The 16207-nt window shown below is 62.8% G+C and carries 11 protein-coding genes and 1 pseudogene; 9 read left to right on the top strand and 3 right to left on the bottom strand.

From position 1 onward, the window contains the following. Positions 1-80 precede the first annotated feature (80 nt). Positions 81-212: pseudogene (locus MOD31_RS22065) on the top strand (MFS transporter); the annotation flags it as partial. Between the two features lie 181 nt (positions 213-393). Next, positions 394-1014 (top strand): recombinase family protein, encoded by a 621-nt coding sequence (locus tag MOD31_RS11265; protein ID WP_250820635.1) that lies wholly within the window; start codon positions 394-396, stop codon positions 1012-1014. Positions 1015-1665: 651 nt separating this feature from the next. Here MOD31_RS11265 and MOD31_RS11260 read toward each other — a convergent pair. Next, positions 1666-2625, bottom strand: a complete 960-nt coding sequence (locus MOD31_RS11260) for a hypothetical protein (RefSeq protein ID WP_250820634.1) — start codon at positions 2623-2625, stop codon at positions 1666-1668. A gap of 553 nt (positions 2626-3178) precedes the next feature. Between MOD31_RS11260 and MOD31_RS11255 the strand changes: the two genes are divergently transcribed. The 5 genes from MOD31_RS11255 (at position 3179) to istB (ending at position 7673) form a co-directional block, all read left to right on the top strand. Beyond that, positions 3179-3367, top strand: a complete 189-nt coding sequence (locus MOD31_RS11255; protein ID WP_250820633.1) for a hypothetical protein — start codon at positions 3179-3181, stop codon at positions 3365-3367. Between the two features lie 337 nt (positions 3368-3704). Beyond that, positions 3705-4874: an ATP-binding protein gene (locus MOD31_RS11250; protein WP_250820632.1), complete on the top strand. Its 1170-nt coding sequence runs from the start codon at positions 3705-3707 to the stop codon at positions 4872-4874. Further along, positions 4867-5097 carry a hypothetical protein gene (locus tag MOD31_RS11245; protein WP_250820631.1) on the top strand — a complete coding sequence of 77 codons (231 nt, stop codon included), beginning with the start codon at positions 4867-4869 and terminating at the stop codon, positions 5095-5097. The genes MOD31_RS11250 and MOD31_RS11245 overlap by 8 nt, the downstream gene beginning before the upstream one ends. 87 nt (positions 5098-5184) lie before the next feature. Continuing rightward, positions 5185-6861: an IS21 family transposase gene (istA, locus tag MOD31_RS11240; RefSeq protein ID WP_250820630.1), complete on the top strand. Its 1677-nt coding sequence runs from the start codon at positions 5185-5187 to the stop codon at positions 6859-6861. Beyond that, positions 6858-7673 (top strand): IS21-like element helper ATPase IstB, encoded by an 816-nt coding sequence (istB, locus tag MOD31_RS11235; RefSeq protein WP_250820629.1) that lies wholly within the window; start codon positions 6858-6860, stop codon positions 7671-7673. Before istA ends, istB begins: the two co-directional genes overlap by 4 nt. Before the next feature lie 164 nt (positions 7674-7837). Here the strand turns inward: istB and MOD31_RS11230 are convergent, their stop codons facing one another. Then, complete coding sequence (locus tag MOD31_RS11230) at positions 7838-8221, bottom strand: MerR family transcriptional regulator (protein WP_250820628.1); 384 nt, start codon at positions 8219-8221, stop codon at positions 7838-7840. 177 nt (positions 8222-8398) lie between these two features. Here MOD31_RS11230 and MOD31_RS11225 point away from each other — a divergent pair, with 177 nt between their 5' ends. After that, on the top strand, positions 8399-9922 hold the full coding sequence (locus tag MOD31_RS11225; RefSeq protein WP_250820627.1) for a SulP family inorganic anion transporter: 1524 nt from the start codon (positions 8399-8401) through the stop codon (positions 9920-9922). A 461-nt stretch (positions 9923-10383) separates the two neighbouring features. Continuing rightward, positions 10384-11073 (top strand): hypothetical protein, encoded by a 690-nt coding sequence (locus tag MOD31_RS11220; protein ID WP_250820626.1) that lies wholly within the window; start codon positions 10384-10386, stop codon positions 11071-11073. 63 nt (positions 11074-11136) lie between these two features. On the opposite strand, the gene MOD31_RS11215 is transcribed toward MOD31_RS11220, so the two are convergent. After that, positions 11137-16026: a DUF4082 domain-containing protein gene (locus MOD31_RS11215; protein WP_250820625.1), complete on the bottom strand. Its 4890-nt coding sequence runs from the start codon at positions 16024-16026 to the stop codon at positions 11137-11139. Between the last annotated feature and the right edge of the window lie 181 nt (positions 16027-16207).

Raw genomic sequence — 16207 nt, 5'->3', positions numbered from 1 at the left:
CTCCCGCGCCCCCGCCAGGACGCGTTCCCCCACGCGTCCTGGCGCCTTTATGTCTCCGGAATGAAAGCGAGTACCCAAGAGTGGTCAGAACAAAGGAGGGAAGCACCCTGGACTCCACCTGCGCCGTACTGGGCCTGCGGCAGAACCTGCCGCAGTTCATGCTGCTCGTTGCCGTCAACGCACTGGTGGGCGGCACCCTGGGCCAGGAACGCAGGTGGTCGGTAGCGCTTGGCGGTCAGCAAGGCGACACTTAGCACCGAAGAAAGACCGCCATTTACCGCCAACATTCACAGATCCCGGAAACTAGGGACGCGCTTTGTCTCATAAACATGCCTCACCGTGAAACGTCTTAGTTGCACTATGTAGGGGTATTTTCAAGGCAGAATGAAGCGCATGAGATTACTGGGGTACACGAGGGTAAGCACGGCGGCCCAGGATGCGCAGCTGCAGCTGGACGCACTCCTGTCAGCCGACGTGCAGAGACGGGACATTTTCTCCGATGTGACCTCGGGCAGCAAGGCTGCTGCTGGCAGGCCGGGCATGAAGAAGCTTCTCGACTACGCCGAAGCGGGGGATACCTTGGTGGTGTGGAGGGTGGACCGCTTGGGCAGGTCCTTGATTGATGTCCTCAACACAGTCAACCTGCTGCAGAGCAGGGGAGTGGCACTGCGCTCCATCTCCGACGGAATTGACCCCGCAACCAGCACAGGCAGGCTAATGCTCAACATGCTGGCCACCTTGGCGGATTACGAACGCGAGCTCATCACTGAACGCGTCAACGCCGGCATAGCCGCCGCCAAAGCGAATGGGACCAGGTTCGGCCGACCCATGGCTGATCCCTCAGTTATCGCCAGCAAGCTCGAAATCGCTCAGCAAGAACGTGCCAAAGGCCGCACAGCAGAAGAAGCCGCCAAATTGGTCGGATGGAGCCGTGCAACCCTGTACCGACATCAACAGGCGCGATCGCGCAGTACCCATGCCTCCGAGCAAGTGCTGACACCTGCTGTTGTATGAAACTGGCTCCTGAATCAAGCCGTGAGCGCTTCCGTCGTGTCTGGCCGATGGTGTTGGGTCTGGGGGCCAACGTCTTCGTGGTTGCTATCGCCTTGGTGTATTTTTTCAGCGCGCTTGAGGTGATGATGCAATCCGGAGGACCTGCATGGGTTTTCTGGTCGATTTCATTTTTGCTGGGCGTAGTCGTCCTGCAATGGATTTGCATTTCCTTGATGAACGGATACAGGCCTGCCAGCGGGCTGGCAGACCTAAGCGAAACTGGGAACTTATGGCACCTGACCCGGAACCAGGAGCTGCTGGAACAGGCGAAGACTCATAGATGGGTGACCATCTCCCCGGAGCGCTGCCGACCGTTGGCCCGGATGTTCAACCGAGCCCACCCGTTGGCCCTTCCCCGGCGTGCTGTATACGCCTTCACAACATTGCCAGGGCGGGCGCATGTCCGTCAGAACGTTTCCCAACGGCAAATGGTTGGGCTTCTGATATTAGACGCCGCAGCGGTCAGTGGTGGCGTCTATACAAGGTCGAGGGATAGTGCGGTGGCCTTGCTTGAAGCATATGACGGCCCGGCCCAGGTCGTGGAATAGACTCGTACACGCCACTTTGGCCGGCAACCATTTCGTAAGCCCCCCATGAGCCGACGTTCAGTGTCTAGTTCGGCCACATCTCAAAGCTCAGGCTGTCAGGCGTTGTCTTGCTGCGGCAGATGACATCCGCTTGGCCGGTTTGCTTTTCCCCGGCGCTGGCGTAGAAGCAAATGAAGTCCGACGTTTCGATGCTCCGCGCGCCGGCCGGGGCTCCTGTCTTATATACCCGGTCGAAGGTGGCTTGGGCTTCATCGCAGGAGATGCCGTTGAGTTTCTCGTACCGGTTCCCTCCTCCGATACAGCCAACTCGTGTGACCTTCTCAGGATGCAATACCAAGGATGTGATGGCCTTCGCCGTCTCCTGGAATTCTGCGCTCTCTGCATAGGTCTTCGCCGCAGCTGTTATCTGCTCCATGCTAGGCGTGTTGGCGCCTTCGAGTGTGGGCGCATGGCCTCGGAAGGAAACGAAGTATCCGCCGGCGGGGATCTCTATGTCTGATCTGTCGAGGGATTCTTTGCTGTTTACGGCCATCAACCCGTAGACAGCGGCTTGGCTTCCGATCCCTTGGCCGGGGTACCCCTGGACAACCAGGTTCACGTCTTGTCCGGCAGGTCCCTTGATTCCTGGCACCGGTGAGCTGAAGCCTGTGTCGAAGCCATAGCCGAGGCTGAGGTTAGCGAGCGTTGACACCTTGTCCCGCAGCACTGCTCGTTCTTTACCTTGGGCGTCAACAACGGTGTAGGCATTGTTTTCGCCTTCGGCTGGAGTGACTGTCCAGCCTGTCGGGTACCTGAAACTCAAGGTACCGTCCGCGGTCGTGAACGTCTCACCTGAGCGTGGTGTGGCAGAGGGGCTCTGGGAGGTCGATAAGGGAGTGGCGGACGGAGATGGGGCAGAGCTGGTGGAGGCGCCCGGCAATGGGCCATTTGCTGCTGGCGGGGTGGCCTCGTTGCTGCAAGCCGATAGAACCAGGGCAAGGGCAGCGGCGAGGATGGCAGCGGAAGAAACTCTGTGGGCTCTCATGCAGCGTATGCTAGGCGGCTACCACTCAACTGTCTTGTCACAGCCATCGAGCCCATCGACAGAAATTGATATGCCGGATCGAGCAACGGCAAGCGCCGGTGAAGTGCAGCAGACCATCCCCGCTGCATAGGCTGTGCCCATTGCCCGCTCACCATTGGTGGGACGAAAAACTCAAGGTGAGGGTGGGCCTTGGGTGCAGGCGGTCAGCTGGGTCCCGTCGTCCACCTGGGTGCGGGAAAAGCCCGAAGGATTTAGCTTTTGCCGTGCCCCTGTGGGCGAGGGGCAAGCAACCCGGCCAGAAAAAACAACGAAAGGAGGAGTTCATGGCTTCCTCATTCCCCGCGCGGCCGACACCCAAACGAAACCGGTGCCCAATGCCATGGCCTATGATCTTCTCAAGCGGGTGCGCGAGTTATCCGATGGCAGGGATCACCGACTGGATCCCCGACTGTGAAAGAGCTTGGCTCTGACTCGTGGCGCCGTATCTGTGTTTGTAGTCCGTGTGTCATGTTTGCCAGTAATCCCGAGTCGGCGGGGTCTACCAAGGAGCATCATGCCAGCGTCCCGGATTGCCCACATCGCCAGGATCCAATCGAAAGCCACCGGCCACAGCTACAACGCTGTCCTCCACCAATTAGTCGAACGCAATCTCAATTCAGGGCTATTGCCTGCTATTCTCTCCCCGGAACAGCAGCAACTGGAGGCATTCTGTGGCGTCCTTCCAGACATATTGCTCACCTAAAAGAGTCCCCCACCTACCCGTACTGCCCTCCCAGCGAACTACAAGCTTAGTGTGGACATAATGCCATCGGAGCTTCGGTCAACCGCTATTTGACCGGGGCTTCGCCAATTCATGGACCAAGCAACGAATGCCAGAGTCGGCTGCTGTCGCTACCCGGCGGGGCCGTCCCATGACTGGCCAGACAGGAGCGCACGACGATGCGAGAAACGGGCTACCGGCCCATGCCCAAGCCCATGGCAAGACGCTCTACGCTGGCGACCCGTGCCCATTCACGCCTCTGAATCCATGACCATAACCGCATATCCAAAATGTCGGATACTGCCTTATAGTTCTTGATATGGAAAGTGCTTTGAATCCGTATTCGCCCGGATCGGGGCGACGGCCCTTTGAGCTGGCTGGGCGCCAGAGCGAGATCGATGCCTTCGATCTGCTGCTGGCCAAGACCCGGCAGCGACGCCCCGACCGGGGGATCGTCCTGCATGGGCTTCGAGGGGTGGGCAAAACGGTCCTGCTGAACGAGTTTCGTCGGCAGGCCGAACACGCTGAATTTATGGTGGTGTTCCTGGAGGGCAGGGACGCTGAGGGAGGGCCGGAAGCCGTTAGGGCCAAGCTAGCCCGGAGCCTGCTGCAGGCAGGGCGGAAGCTGAACCGCCGCGGCGCGGGGGAACGGCTCGTGGCGGCGCTTGGCAGCATCGCCTCCTTCTCCGCGAAACTCGGCGTGACCGGCATCGATATCGGGGTCAACCTCAATCACGGCCGCGCCGATTCCGGGTCGATCGAAGTGGACCTGGAAGAACTGATTGAGGATCTGTGCCTGGCACTGGCGGAGAAGCGTTCGGGCCTGATCTTCATCATCGATGAGATGCAGGACCTGGACGAGGGACTTATCGCCGCTCTCCTCAGCGCCCAGCACCTGGCCGGCCAACGCGAATGGCCTTTCTACATCGCGGGCGCAGGGCTGCCCAACCTGCCCTCGGTACTGAGTGAAGCGCGCTCCTACGCCGAAAGGATCTTCAACTACCGCAGCATCGGAGCTCTGTCGAGGGAAGCCGCCGAGGCGGCACTGGTCGTCCCGGCCCGACGGTTTGGGGCATCGTTCGTACCAGAAGCCCAAGACCTCCTGCTCAGTGCCTCGGGCGCGTACCCGTACTTCCTGCAAGAGTATGGTTACGCGGCCTGGGAAACAGCACCGGAGAAGACCGTGACCTTCGACGACGCCAAAATAGCGGTGGAAATCGGCCGCGCGCAGCTGGACCAAGGGTTCTTCCCTTCACGCTGGAAACGCGCCTCGAAGGCAGAAAAGGACTTCCTCCGCCTGATGGCGATCGACGGAGATGAAGGATCCAGCACCGCTGAACTTGCCGAACGGGCGCACAAGAAGCAAAGCTCCATGACCATGACCCGTGCATCCCTGATCGACAAAGGGATCATCTACGCACCCGCACTCGGTGTCGTGGCGTTCACCGTCCCGGGCATGGCTGACTACGTCAAACGCCTCCATGAATAAGACGAGCGCAGGAACCGGCACCGCTGCAGGCGGGAGATTGCGGTGGGGAATTCTCCTGGCGGTTACCGCGCTGGTTCTTGCCGGGGCCGGGATCTACGCGGTGGGAGCGTACCAGCGCTTCGAGGAGAGCCGCAGTGCGGCCTCGTCGGTCGACGTCACTGCAGTGGCTGTGACAGGTTTGAATGGCCCCGGTAGGACGGTTATCCTTGGCCCCACTTCGTGACTCGCCGGGCAATTGTGACGGTTATTCGTGGCCCCACCTTCAGCGTTGGATTCATCAATGGATGGATGCGACGGAAGGCTGGACTGGATGGAGTCGAGAGTGGAGTTGTTCGCACAGATCCGAAGGGACGCCCGGGTAGAGGGCCTCTCTATTCGTGCGCTGGCGACCCGGCACGGAGTTCACCGGAGAACGGTGAGGCAGGCTCTGGAGTCGGCAGCCCCTCCGGAACGCAAGCCAAGGCGAGGGGTGGCTTGGCGGCTTGAGCCGTTCAAATCGGCCATCGACGCCATGCTGATCGAGGATACCACCGCGCCGCGGAAACAGCGTCACACTGCCCGCAGGATCTTGGCCCGGCTGATCGAGGAGCACGGTGCGCAGGAGCTGTCGTACTCGACGGTGCGTGATTACGTGCGGGTCCGCCGGGCGCAGATAGATGTGGAGGCCGGCCGCCGGATTGAGGTGTTCGTTCCGCAGGATCATGCTCCCGGTGCTGAGGCTGAGGTGGATTTCGGTGAAGTCTGGGTCGTGTTGAAGGGTGTGAAGACGAAGTGCCACATGTTCGTCTTCCGGCTGTCCAGATCTGGCAAGGCGATCCACCGGATTTACCCAACCCAGGCGCAGGAGGCTTTCCTGGAGGGACATATCGAAGCGTTCAACGAGATTGGCGGCGTCCCGGTCAAACACATTCGATACGACAACCTCACTAGTGCTGTGACGGCTGTGGTCTTCGGCCGAGGCCGGCAAAGGATTGAGAATGACCGGTGGGTGCTGTTCAAATCCCACTTCGGCGTAGATGCTTTCTATTGCCAGCCAGGCATCGCGGGGGCTCACGAGAAGGGCGGCGTTGAGGGCGAGGTCGGCTGGTTCCGACGCAACCGACTCTCCCCGATGCCGATTGCTGAATCCCTCGATGAGCTCAACGACCGCATCCGCAGGTGGGAAGCCCAGGACGATGACCGGAGGATCAATGACAGGATCCGCACCGTCGGGCAGGACTTCGAGGCCGAGCAACCGTTCCTGGCACCGTTGCCAGCCGAGACATTTGATCCCGGTCTGATGCTGAACCCCAGGGTTGATAGGTCATCGATGGTCACGGTGCGGATGGTGAAGTACTCGGTCCCTGCACGTTTCATCGGCAGAAAGGTCCGGGTTTCACTCCGGGCCTCTGAGATCGTGGTGTTTGATGGCCGTGCCACGGTGGCCAGACATCAGCGGATCGCCGCAAAGCACGGACAGTCGGTCCAGCTGGACCATTACCTTGAGGTACTCAAAACCAAGCCAGGAGCCCTTCCTGGCTCCACGGTCCTGGCCCAGGCCCGCGCGTCCGGTTCGTTCACGTCCGCCCACGAGGCGTTCTGGGCAGCGTCCCGCCGGGTCAACGGCGACGCCGACGGAACCCGTGAACTCATCGACGTCCTGCTGCTCCACCGCTCGATGGATGCAGAAGACATCGAGGCTGGGATCACTGCCGCCCTGCAAGTCGGAGCCGTGAGCGCGGACATCGTCGCGGTCGAAGCCCGCAGATACGCTGCAAGCGTTCCGGTTGGTGGGGCCAGTTCGGGCCGTCATCGCGGTGCTCACGACGATGTAAATGTGCAACGAGTTGTCAGTCTTACCCAGCGCCGGCTCATGGACCCCGCCGCAGTCATCGCAGGCCTCCCGGCGGACCCCCGACCGCTGCCCTCGGTCAGTGCCTATGACGAGCTGCTCGCCAAACGTGCCGAACGTCCCTCAGGAACTGCTTCGAAGGAGAACATCTCATGAACCCCACCGCACCGGCCACCACCGTCACCCCGACCCTGCGCCGGAGGCGTGGGCTGACCGAACAAGCCGCCGTCGCGGCCGTGGACCAGGCGTGCCGACGGCTTCGCCTGCCCACCATCCGGGCTGTCCTGGACGAAGCCCTGACCGTGGCTGGGAAGGAACAACTGTCTTATCAGGGCTTCCTGGCGGAACTTCTGCTGGCCGAGTGCGATGACCGGGACAGGCGCTCCTCGATCCGCAGGGTCAAAGCGGCCGGGTTTCCGCGAGATAAATGGCTCGGGGACTTCGATTTCGAGGCGAATCCGAACATCAACCCAGCCACCATCCACACCCTGGCAAGCGGTGACTGGATCCGCAAAGGCTCACCCTTGTGCCTGATCGGGGACTCCGGTACTGGCAAATCCCATCTGCTCATTGCATTGGGTACCGCAGCCGCGGAGAAGGGATACCGGGTCAAATACACCCTCGCCACCCGGCTCGTGAACGAACTTGTAGAAGCCGCCGACGAAAAAGTCCTCGCCAAAACCATCGCCCGCTACGGCCGCGTGGACCTGCTCTGCATCGATGAACTGGGCTACATGGAACTGGACCGTCGCGGCGCAGAACTTCTCTTCCAGGTCCTCACCGAGCGCGAAGAGAAGAATTCCATCGCCATCGCCTCCAATGAGTCTTTTTCAGGCTGGACCAAGACCTTCACCGATCCGAGGCTTTGTGCTGCGATCGTGGACAGGTTGACCTTCAGCGGCGCCATTATCGAAACCGGCACCGACTCCTACCGCCTCGCTCACACCAAAGCCCAACAGACCCAGTAGGCAGCCGCATGAGGAGCCAGCATTCCGGCACAATTGCTGCTCCGGGAAATGCCGCTGACCCTATTTAGCCGTTCCCCGGCCTGTTTCCTCCACCGCCCTCGATAACCAGCCACCATATGAGTGCGTGCCGGGAAGAGGAGTCACTCACAGCCCGGCACGCACGATTACGAGGCCCGGCCGCTGAGCCTTTGAATGAACTCGTCAGCCTGGGCCAGGTTCCGCGCCATTTTGGCCCTCTGATGGACGGCCCTCTCCAGAAATACCGCCAGTTTGCCGGATCCTTCAGGGGCCGAACCGTCCGTGGCCGCAAGGAGGCCAAGGATTTCAGCCATTTCCTCCAGCGAGAGGCCCAAGGGCTTCATCTGTTTGATGACCATGAGGCGTTCGAAATCATCTTCCGAGAACACCCTGAAGCCGCCGTCCGTCCGCGCTGTTGCAGGGAGCAGCCCGACATCGTCGTAGTGGCGGATGGTCCGCAGGGACAGTCCCGTCCGCTCAGCCAGTTCGCCGATGTGCATGGTGTTGGTGCTGCTGGTCTTGGCCGTCATCAACGCCTCCGTCCTGTTCTGATTTAAACCCTACCATCACGTTAGGGTAGGGTTTAGGTAGTGGGGTGAGACCTTCAAGACTAATTCCCCCTCGTCCCGGCGCGGCGCTGCGCCCCTCATTCATTAGCAAAACGAAGCCGCCGCCGCGCGCCTTCTTGACCATGAACGGAGCCAGAAATGGCCGTCACCAAAGCCGAACACCCTCCGGCGTTCACACCCGAACAGCTGCAATCGGTCCGCGGCACCCTGATGTCACCGCGCCGGCTAAAGACCGAGGTCCTCGCCGGACTCGTCGTGGCCCTGGCTCTCATACCGGAAGCCATCGCTTTCTCGATCATCGCCGGCGTTGACCCGAGAATCGGGCTCTTCGCTTCCTTCACCATGGCCGTCACCATCGCCTTCGTCGGCGGGCGCCCGGCCATGATTTCCGCGGCCACGGGCGCTATCGCCCTGGTCATCGCCCCACTGGTGAAGTCCCACGGCGTGGACTACTTCATCGCCGCCGTCATCCTCGCCGGCATCTTCCAGATCATCCTGGGACTCTCCGGGGTCGCCAAGCTCATGCGGTTCATTCCCCGCTCGGTCATGGTGGGCTTCGTCAACGCCCTGGCCATCCTGATCTTCATGTCCCAGGTCCCCGAACTCCTCGGCGTTCCTTGGCTGGTCTATCCCCTTGTGGGCTTAGGCCTGGTCATTGTCTTCGGCCTGCCCAAACTCACCAAGGCCGTCCCGGCCCCGCTGGTCGCGATCGTGGTTCTGACACTGATCACAGTCTTCGCCGCCGTCGCGGTCCCGACCGTGGGCGACAAGGGCGACCTGCCCGACTCCTTGCCGACACTGTTCATCCCGAACGTGCCGTTCAGCCTCGAGACGCTGCAGGTCATCTTCCCGTTCGCGCTGGCCATGGCCTTCGTTGGGCTGCTGGAATCCCTGATGACAGCCAAGCTGGTCGACGACGTCACCGACACCCGCTCACACAAGACCCGTGAAGCTTGGGGGCAGGGTGTGGCGAACATCGTCACTGGATTCACCGGCGGTATGGGCGGCTGCGCGATGATCGGCCAAACCATGATTAACGTCAAGGCCTCCGGCGCCCGCACGCGGATCTCCACGTTCCTGGCCGGCGTCTTCCTGCTCATCCTCGTCGTCGCCCTCGGTGGCATCGTCTCTCTGATTCCCATGGCCGCGCTGGTGGCCGTGATGATCTTTGTCTCCGTGGCCACGTTCGACTGGCACAGCATCCACCCCCGGACCCTGAAGATGATGCCCAAGAGCGAAACGACGGTCATGGTGGCCACTGTCATCGTCACCGTCGTCACGCACAACCTGGCCATCGGCGTCGGTGTCGGCGTGCTGGTGGCAATGGTGATGTTCGCCCGCCGAGTCGCGCACTTCGTCACAGTCGAACGGACCGTCAAAACCATCGACGGACACGAGACGGCCACATACGTCGTCGACGGCGAACTGTTCTTCGCCTCCTCCAACGACCTCTACACCCAATTCGAATACGCACTGGACCCCGAGCACGTGATCATCGACATGCATGCCTCCCACCTCTGGGACGCATCGACCATCGCCGCGCTGGACGCCATCACCGAGAAGTACCACCACCACGGCAAAGACGTGAAGATCATCGGCCTTAACGACGCCAGCACCCTCATGCGCGAACGCCTCGGCGGGAAACTCGGCGCTGGCCACTAATCCCGCTCATGCCAGAATGAGGCCCCTTCCCCCGATGGCGGAAGGGGCCTCATCTATTCACCGGGTGGGGTTCGAAGAAGCAGACGTCCGGCGTTCCACATGGTCTAAACCCCCGGGTGCGATTCGATACCGGCAGATCCTGCACTCGGCACACCGGCCATCATTGCCGCCAGAAATTAAGTTTGCGAGGACGTGGCCATCACGCTCAAGATGTCCACGAGGGGCCACATATGACCGTCCTGCCGGGGCCAGAAATACTTGACACATTCACTGCAGGCCAGCCCCTCCCGGGGGTCCCGTTCATTCTTTTCAGGAACACAGCCGACGGGCAGGGGTATGGCAATGCGGCCACCGTGCCTCTTTCTACCCCTGGTGGCACACGTGCGGTCAGTGACCAGGCCTGCGACCGGGTCTATGCAGCTGCCGCCACGGTGGTCTGTCTCAGATCCAACCGCGGCTTGGTGACGACTCACGAAGCGGCCGTCCTGAACCGGGAATGGCAGCAGGAGCGTTCGTGGCCTGTGCCCGGCATTCCGAGCCGGGCGCGCACCAGCGCGGACGGGTCCCTGATCGCCACCACGGTGTTTGTCTCCGGTCACTCCTACACTCAAGCCGAGTTCTCCACAGCAACTGAGATCACGTTGCCCGGGGGCGGTACAGGAAACCTCGAAGACTTCGCACTCATCGTGAACGGCGAACGGCTGCTGGCCAGTGACAGGAACATTTGGGGTGTGACTTTCGCACCCGGCCAGAGTGATGTCTTTTACGCCACAGCCGCGTCGTCAGGGCGGATCTGGCTGGTCCAGGGAAGTATCGCGGCCAGGACGCTGACGGCCATCCACGACAACGTTGAATGCCCCTCAGTGTCGCCGGACGGCACCAGGATCGCGTATAAGAAGAACGTCGGCGGGCCCCTGACCGCGCATTGGAACGTGGCGCTGCTCGACCTGGCCACCGGCACTGAAACGGTGCTATCGGAGAAGCGCAGCGTCGATGACCAGATTGAGTGGCTGGATGATCAGACCCTGCTGTATGGCCTCGCGGACGAAACCACTGAAGGCGACAGCAACATCTGGAAACTGCCAACCGATCCCGCGTCCCAGCCGAGCCTGTTCATTGAGCACGCGTGGTCACCGAGTGTGGTCCGCTGACGTCCGGCCCGGAAAACTCGGGGGAGCGGACGGACCTCAGTAGTACGAATGCCGCTCCACGTCTCAGCAGCTTCCCAGCAGGCCGCACAGCAGGCCGCCGGACTGAGTCGGGCTCGGCGACGGGCTGGCGGTCGGACTTGGTGAGGGTGTCGCTGTCGCCGTTGCGGATGGTGACGGCGTTGCTGTCGGGGTAGGCGTGGGCGTTGGGCCCGGCGTCGCCTGTGCCGGTGCGGTGGCCGAGTAGAGGACGTCGACGAAGTAGTTCGTGGAGTTCCACGAGTTCGTGGGTGCAACACCGCCGGAACCGTACAGGTAACGGCCGTTGTTGGGCCCGGCGGCGGTGAACACGCCGCTGACCCAGGTTTGGGCGAAGAATGCAGGCGTGTAAGCGTAGCGGCCGTTGGGCGCCAGATAGGACACGACGTACGTTTCCCCCGGAGCTACGGCTACCGGAGAGGACAGCATCGCGGTTTGCCAACCGTTCGCTGTTTCATTCGTGAAGGTCACTTGGGCCAGCCGCGTTCCCGCGGCGTTCCACAAGGAGCCAACGTGGATTCCGGTGTTTCCGGATCCCTTGTAGAACCGGATGCCGGTGACAGTGCCGGCTTCGGAGACCGTGAACGCCGTTCCCAGTTCAACCGATGACGCATCATCGGAGGCTGCTGTCTGGGGTTGGAGTTCCCCGAAGATGGAGGTTTGCGCGGCATCAGGGTCGGCAGTGGTGAATTGCCAGGTGGTGGTCGGCAGCGTCTGGCCCTGGTGGGATTCGATGTTGCTGACGTTCACGGAGATGGTTGTGTTGCCCGGCAAAGGAGCTCCCGGGGTGAAGGTCAGGGTGCGTCCGTCGGTGGACAGGGCAGCGCTGCCGGTAACGGGTGCCTCGTTCGCCGCCAGCGCGAACGAGGCACCTGGCTTAATGGCGGCTGAGAGCGTCAGCGTTGGTTTGACATCAACAGGGACTCCCGTGGCGTCGGGCGCAGGGGACCGGTCGGTTATCGTCAGCGGGGGCACCGCGGCCATGAAGACCAGGTCCACCAGATAGCTCGCCGTGGAGGCCGTGCCGGGGAAGTCTGCGCTGTAGCTGAACGCACCGGAATCCGGGGCCGTGCGCAGCGGGCCGCTGGCGAATCCGTCCCCGAAACCTGCCGGAGTGTAGGAGTAGGTTCCGGTCGGAGATTTGTACGCCACGACGTACTCGGTGTTGGCTGTGATCTCGACCGGCTGGCTGAACGTCGCTGTCTGCCAGCCAATACTGGATTCGTTGGTGAAGGTGACGGTGGCCAGCAGCTGCCCGCCGGCTGTGTACAGGGAGCCGGTGTGCGTTCCGGTGTTGCCGGCGGCCTTGTAGAACCGTACGCCGGTGACTTGGCCGGCGGTGTCGCTGGCGAACCGGACGCCCAGGGTCAGCGGCACGCCGTCGTTGACCTCCGCTACGGTGGGCGTAACGGAGTCCTGGTAGAGCGTGCAGGGGCACGTCCCGGGTGTCCTTGGGGCCGGGACAGTGGCAAACGTCCAGGAGGCGTTGCTCAGTGGTTGCCGGGACACGGCGGTTGCTGTGACGGTGGCCGTGTACGACGCCCCGGACACCAGCGGCGTGGCCGGGCTGAACGTGACCTTCCGTGTCTGGGGGTCGTAGCTGGTGGATCCGGGAACGGTTGTTCCGTCGGCGGCTTTTACCGTCAGGTTCACGCTGGATGCCTCGGCCGGTTCGGACAGTACGGTACTGACCTGGCTGTCCAGCGGAACGCTGGACGCGCCGGGGAGCGGGGAGTGGCCTGTCGGGGTGAATGCCGGTGGTGGGACCATCACGATGACATCCACCAGGTAGCTTGCTGTTGATCGTGCTCCGGGGAAATCGCCGCTGTAGGTGTAGGCGCCCGCATCCGGGCCGGCCCGCAACGGACCAACGCTCATGCCTGAACCGAATCCATTGGCCGTGGCGGAATAGGTGCCGGTCAGTGACTTGTAGGAGACGATGTAGTCCGTGTTCGCTGCCATCTGGACCGGTTGGCTGAACATTGCCGTCTGCCACCCCGAGGCGCTTTCATTGGTGAACGCCACCGTGGCAAGTTGCTGCCCGGCCGCCGTGTAGAGGGCGCCGTTGTGGGCGCCGGTGTTTCCTGCCGATTTGTAGAAGCGCATGCCTACTACTTCACCGGCGGAAACGCTGGAGAACCGCACGCCCAACGTCAACGGAACGCCGTCCTGATTCTCAGCGATGCCCGGCGTGACGGAGTCGTCAAAGAGGCTGCACGGGCAAGATCCCGGAACCGGCACTGTTGCCCCGGTCGTGAACGACCAGGTACCGCCGGCCGTCACCGGACCACCGAGGGTGTCTGTTCCCGAAAGCGTTGCGGTGTACTGGGTGCTGAACGCCAGTGCGTTCGTCGGGGTGAAGGTTGCCCGCCGGGTGGCGGGATCGTACGCCGTCGTGCCGGTGACAGGGCCGTCGGGGGACTGCAGGGCCAGCTGGATGCTGGAAGCGGTGACGGGTTTGGAGAACACGGCACTGACCTTGGTATCCACCGAAACGCTTGACGAGGACGGGAACGGCGTGTGCCCGGAGACCGTCATGGGGCTGCTGTCCACCGTGCTGAACAGGGCATCGGCGAAGTAGTTGCCGCCGTTGTAACTTGATGTCGGGAACCCGGAGGAGGTGGCATAGACACCGGCCGGCTCGGCCCCGAAACCCCCGGCCACCTTCAACGGGGCATCCGTGGCGCCAAAGCTCGCCCACTGGAAATTCTGGATCGAGTACCGTCCGTTCGGTGCCCAGTAGGACACCGTGTACTTCTGGCCCGCCGCGACGGGCACTGCCTGGGCGAACAGCACGGACTGCCACCCGGAGGGGGTCTCGTTCGTGAACGTCGCCGTGGCCAGACGCTCCCCGGTCGAGCTCCACAAGGACCCGGTGTGGGTACCGGTGTTGGCCGCGCTCTTGTAGAAGCGGACACCGGTAATGAAACCGTCCACCGAGGGAGTGAAGCGCATCCCCATCTCGTACGCGCCGCCGTCGCCCGAGTCCGCGACAGCGGGAACGGTTTGGCCGAAGACACTGTAGGGGCCGCTGAGGGCCAGGCTCCTGGTGGCAGCCGCGCCGATGTTGGCGCTGTCGTCAATGGCCCGGGCCTGGATGGTTGCCGTAGCCAGACCCTTCTGGATGTACGTATACCTCCAGTTCTGCTTGCCTTGGGCGGGGTGCCACGTGGCGCCGCCGTCGGTGGAGACCTCGACGCCGGCCACAACACCGCCGGTGTCAGCCGCGGTTCCGGTGACGGTGACGTTGGTCCCGTGCGGCACGGCCGCCCCGTCGGCCGGTGCAGTGATCGCTGCGGTGGGCGCGGTCCGGTCCGTGCTCGGGACGGCGGCAACCAGGCCGGCGGCCCGGGTGGCAGGTTGGGCGCCCATGTCGGCCAGGAGGTTGACCTGGGCCTGTCGCATCCTCGGGTCGGCGGGTGCGCCGTCGCCGTCGTGCACCTCGTCCAGGCCCCAGGTCCACTGGACGCTGCCGGCGGAGAACACGAGCGCGCCGCTGGCGGCACGGTAAAGGGTCACATGATGGGTTGTCGTGCCGGGCAGGACGGTGTTGCCGAAGTCCTGAAGATACTGGGGCACCTCCCCGACGGTGGTGGACAATCGGATCAAACCCGGTGGGCGGAACCCGTTGTCGAGGTCCTCGTCGGACTCATACCCCACGGTGTGGGGCGCCAGCGCCGCCGAGGAACCGGCCGGCAGCGAGGCCAGGGACGTGTTCCGCCACAGCCTGGTCTTGCCTTCCTCCGAATCGACGGTCACCGGCAAATCGGAGTAGTTGGACATATAGATGGTCCCGGTCAGCCCGTTTTCGGGCAGCCCGCCGCCGTTGGCCTGGGCCGCGAAGCGTGGGTCACGCCAGGTGCCGGTCCATTCGGGGCTGGGGTCGATCTTTTCGTTGGCCCAGGTTTCCTTGTAGGAGGTCAGCGTCCGGCCTGCAGCACCGTCCACGGGGGAAGGTTCGAAGCGGGTGCGCCAGTACCCCTCATTACCGGAGAGGAACTGCAGGTTCACCCCGGCATCACGGGCGGCGGTGATGTTCGCCCGTTGCGGGCCCGACCAGTATTCGTCATGGCCGACCGAGAGGAAGACCTTGTGATTGAGTAACTGGGCCCCGCTCCGGTCGGTGTCGAGGCCGCTGATGTAGCTGACGTCATAGCCGTTCTGTTCCAAGAACCGCACCATCGGATATTCGTTGGCGAAGAAGAAATCCCGGCCGTCCGGACCGCCCCGGGTTGCCACCGGCCGGTTGTAGCTGACCTTGTAGGCGCGGCCGTTCGCCCCCTGATAGAAGTCCGAGCCCCCGTAGGAGTTGTACGCCTGCCAGGACGGGTCCGAGGTCTGGAAAACAACGTCCGAGCGGCTGCCGTCGGCGCGCACAATAAAGGTGATGTGGCTTTGCCCGCCCGTGTCCGGCCTGGTCAGGAGAGCGAGGTAAACACCAGAGACAGCCGTGGCCGGCACCTGCCACGTCGCCGAGACCGCCCACGTGCCGCAGTCATAGAGTCCGGTGCTGAGGTCATTCAGGCACTGGGGCTGGTTTTGGCGCAGGGCCGACGGGGTCACATCGGCAATCTTGCGTGCACCGTCGCCGCCGTACCAGCCGGTGCGGTAGATCGCGATGGTGTAGCTGGGCGCGGGGGTGTCGATCTTGAAACGGATGGGCTGCCCGGCGTTGACGCTGATCTCGGTGGAGAACCCCTGGATGCTGTCATCGCCCGGGCCGGAAATGTCCCACTCCGAGGCCGGGCTGCCGGGCTTGGAGTTCTCACACACCACCGGGTTCACCACAGGATCACACGGACCCGCCGCAGAGGCCGCCGGAACCGTTACCGGAAGCAGAGCGGCAACCAGCAAAAGTACCAAGGGCACGATCAAACGCTTCAGGACTGGCTGCGGGGTGGCTGAAGGACCGGACATGGGGACTCCTGGAGTGGACACGCCTGTTGCGAGATGAGGCCGCGCTGTCCACGCGGTCCCTGCTTGCCGCTCCCCAGCCAGGGTCAAACCAAGATCTTCAGTTATGAACACTCAGGTACTGTGCTTGGCTCGTCGTTCCGGAAGAACTGGACCGGATCCAACCTCAACCACGAATATCAGG

It is taken from the genome of Paenarthrobacter sp. TYUT067 (assembly GCF_023656375.1).
In the GTDB taxonomy this organism is placed as follows: Bacteria; Actinomycetota; Actinomycetes; order Actinomycetales; family Micrococcaceae; genus Arthrobacter.
The sequence above is the reverse complement of the archived record's forward strand: the minus strand, read 5'-3'. Positions and strand labels throughout refer to the sequence as shown.

What these genes read in the sequence shown, in the direction of transcription:
- MOD31_RS11265 (WP_250820635.1), top strand. Translation starts at nt 394, where the DNA reads ATGAGATTACTGGGGTACACGAGGGTAAGCACGGCGGCCCAGGATGCG.
- MOD31_RS11260 (WP_250820634.1), bottom strand. Translation starts at nt 2,625, where the DNA reads ATGAGAGCCCACAGAGTTTCTTCCGCTGCCATCCTCGCCGCTGCCCTT.
- MOD31_RS11255 (WP_250820633.1), top strand. Translation starts at nt 3,179, where the DNA reads ATGCCAGCGTCCCGGATTGCCCACATCGCCAGGATCCAATCGAAAGCC.
- MOD31_RS11250 (WP_250820632.1), top strand. Translation starts at nt 3,705, where the DNA reads ATGGAAAGTGCTTTGAATCCGTATTCGCCCGGATCGGGGCGACGGCCC.
- MOD31_RS11245 (WP_250820631.1), top strand. Translation starts at nt 4,867, where the DNA reads ATGAATAAGACGAGCGCAGGAACCGGCACCGCTGCAGGCGGGAGATTG.
- istA (WP_250820630.1), top strand. Translation starts at nt 5,185, where the DNA reads ATGGAGTCGAGAGTGGAGTTGTTCGCACAGATCCGAAGGGACGCCCGG.
- istB (WP_250820629.1), top strand. Translation starts at nt 6,858, where the DNA reads ATGAACCCCACCGCACCGGCCACCACCGTCACCCCGACCCTGCGCCGG.
- MOD31_RS11230 (WP_250820628.1), bottom strand. Translation starts at nt 8,221, where the DNA reads ATGACGGCCAAGACCAGCAGCACCAACACCATGCACATCGGCGAACTG.
- MOD31_RS11225 (WP_250820627.1), top strand. Translation starts at nt 8,399, where the DNA reads ATGGCCGTCACCAAAGCCGAACACCCTCCGGCGTTCACACCCGAACAG.
- MOD31_RS11215 (WP_250820625.1), bottom strand. Translation starts at nt 16,026, where the DNA reads ATGTCCGGTCCTTCAGCCACCCCGCAGCCAGTCCTGAAGCGTTTGATC.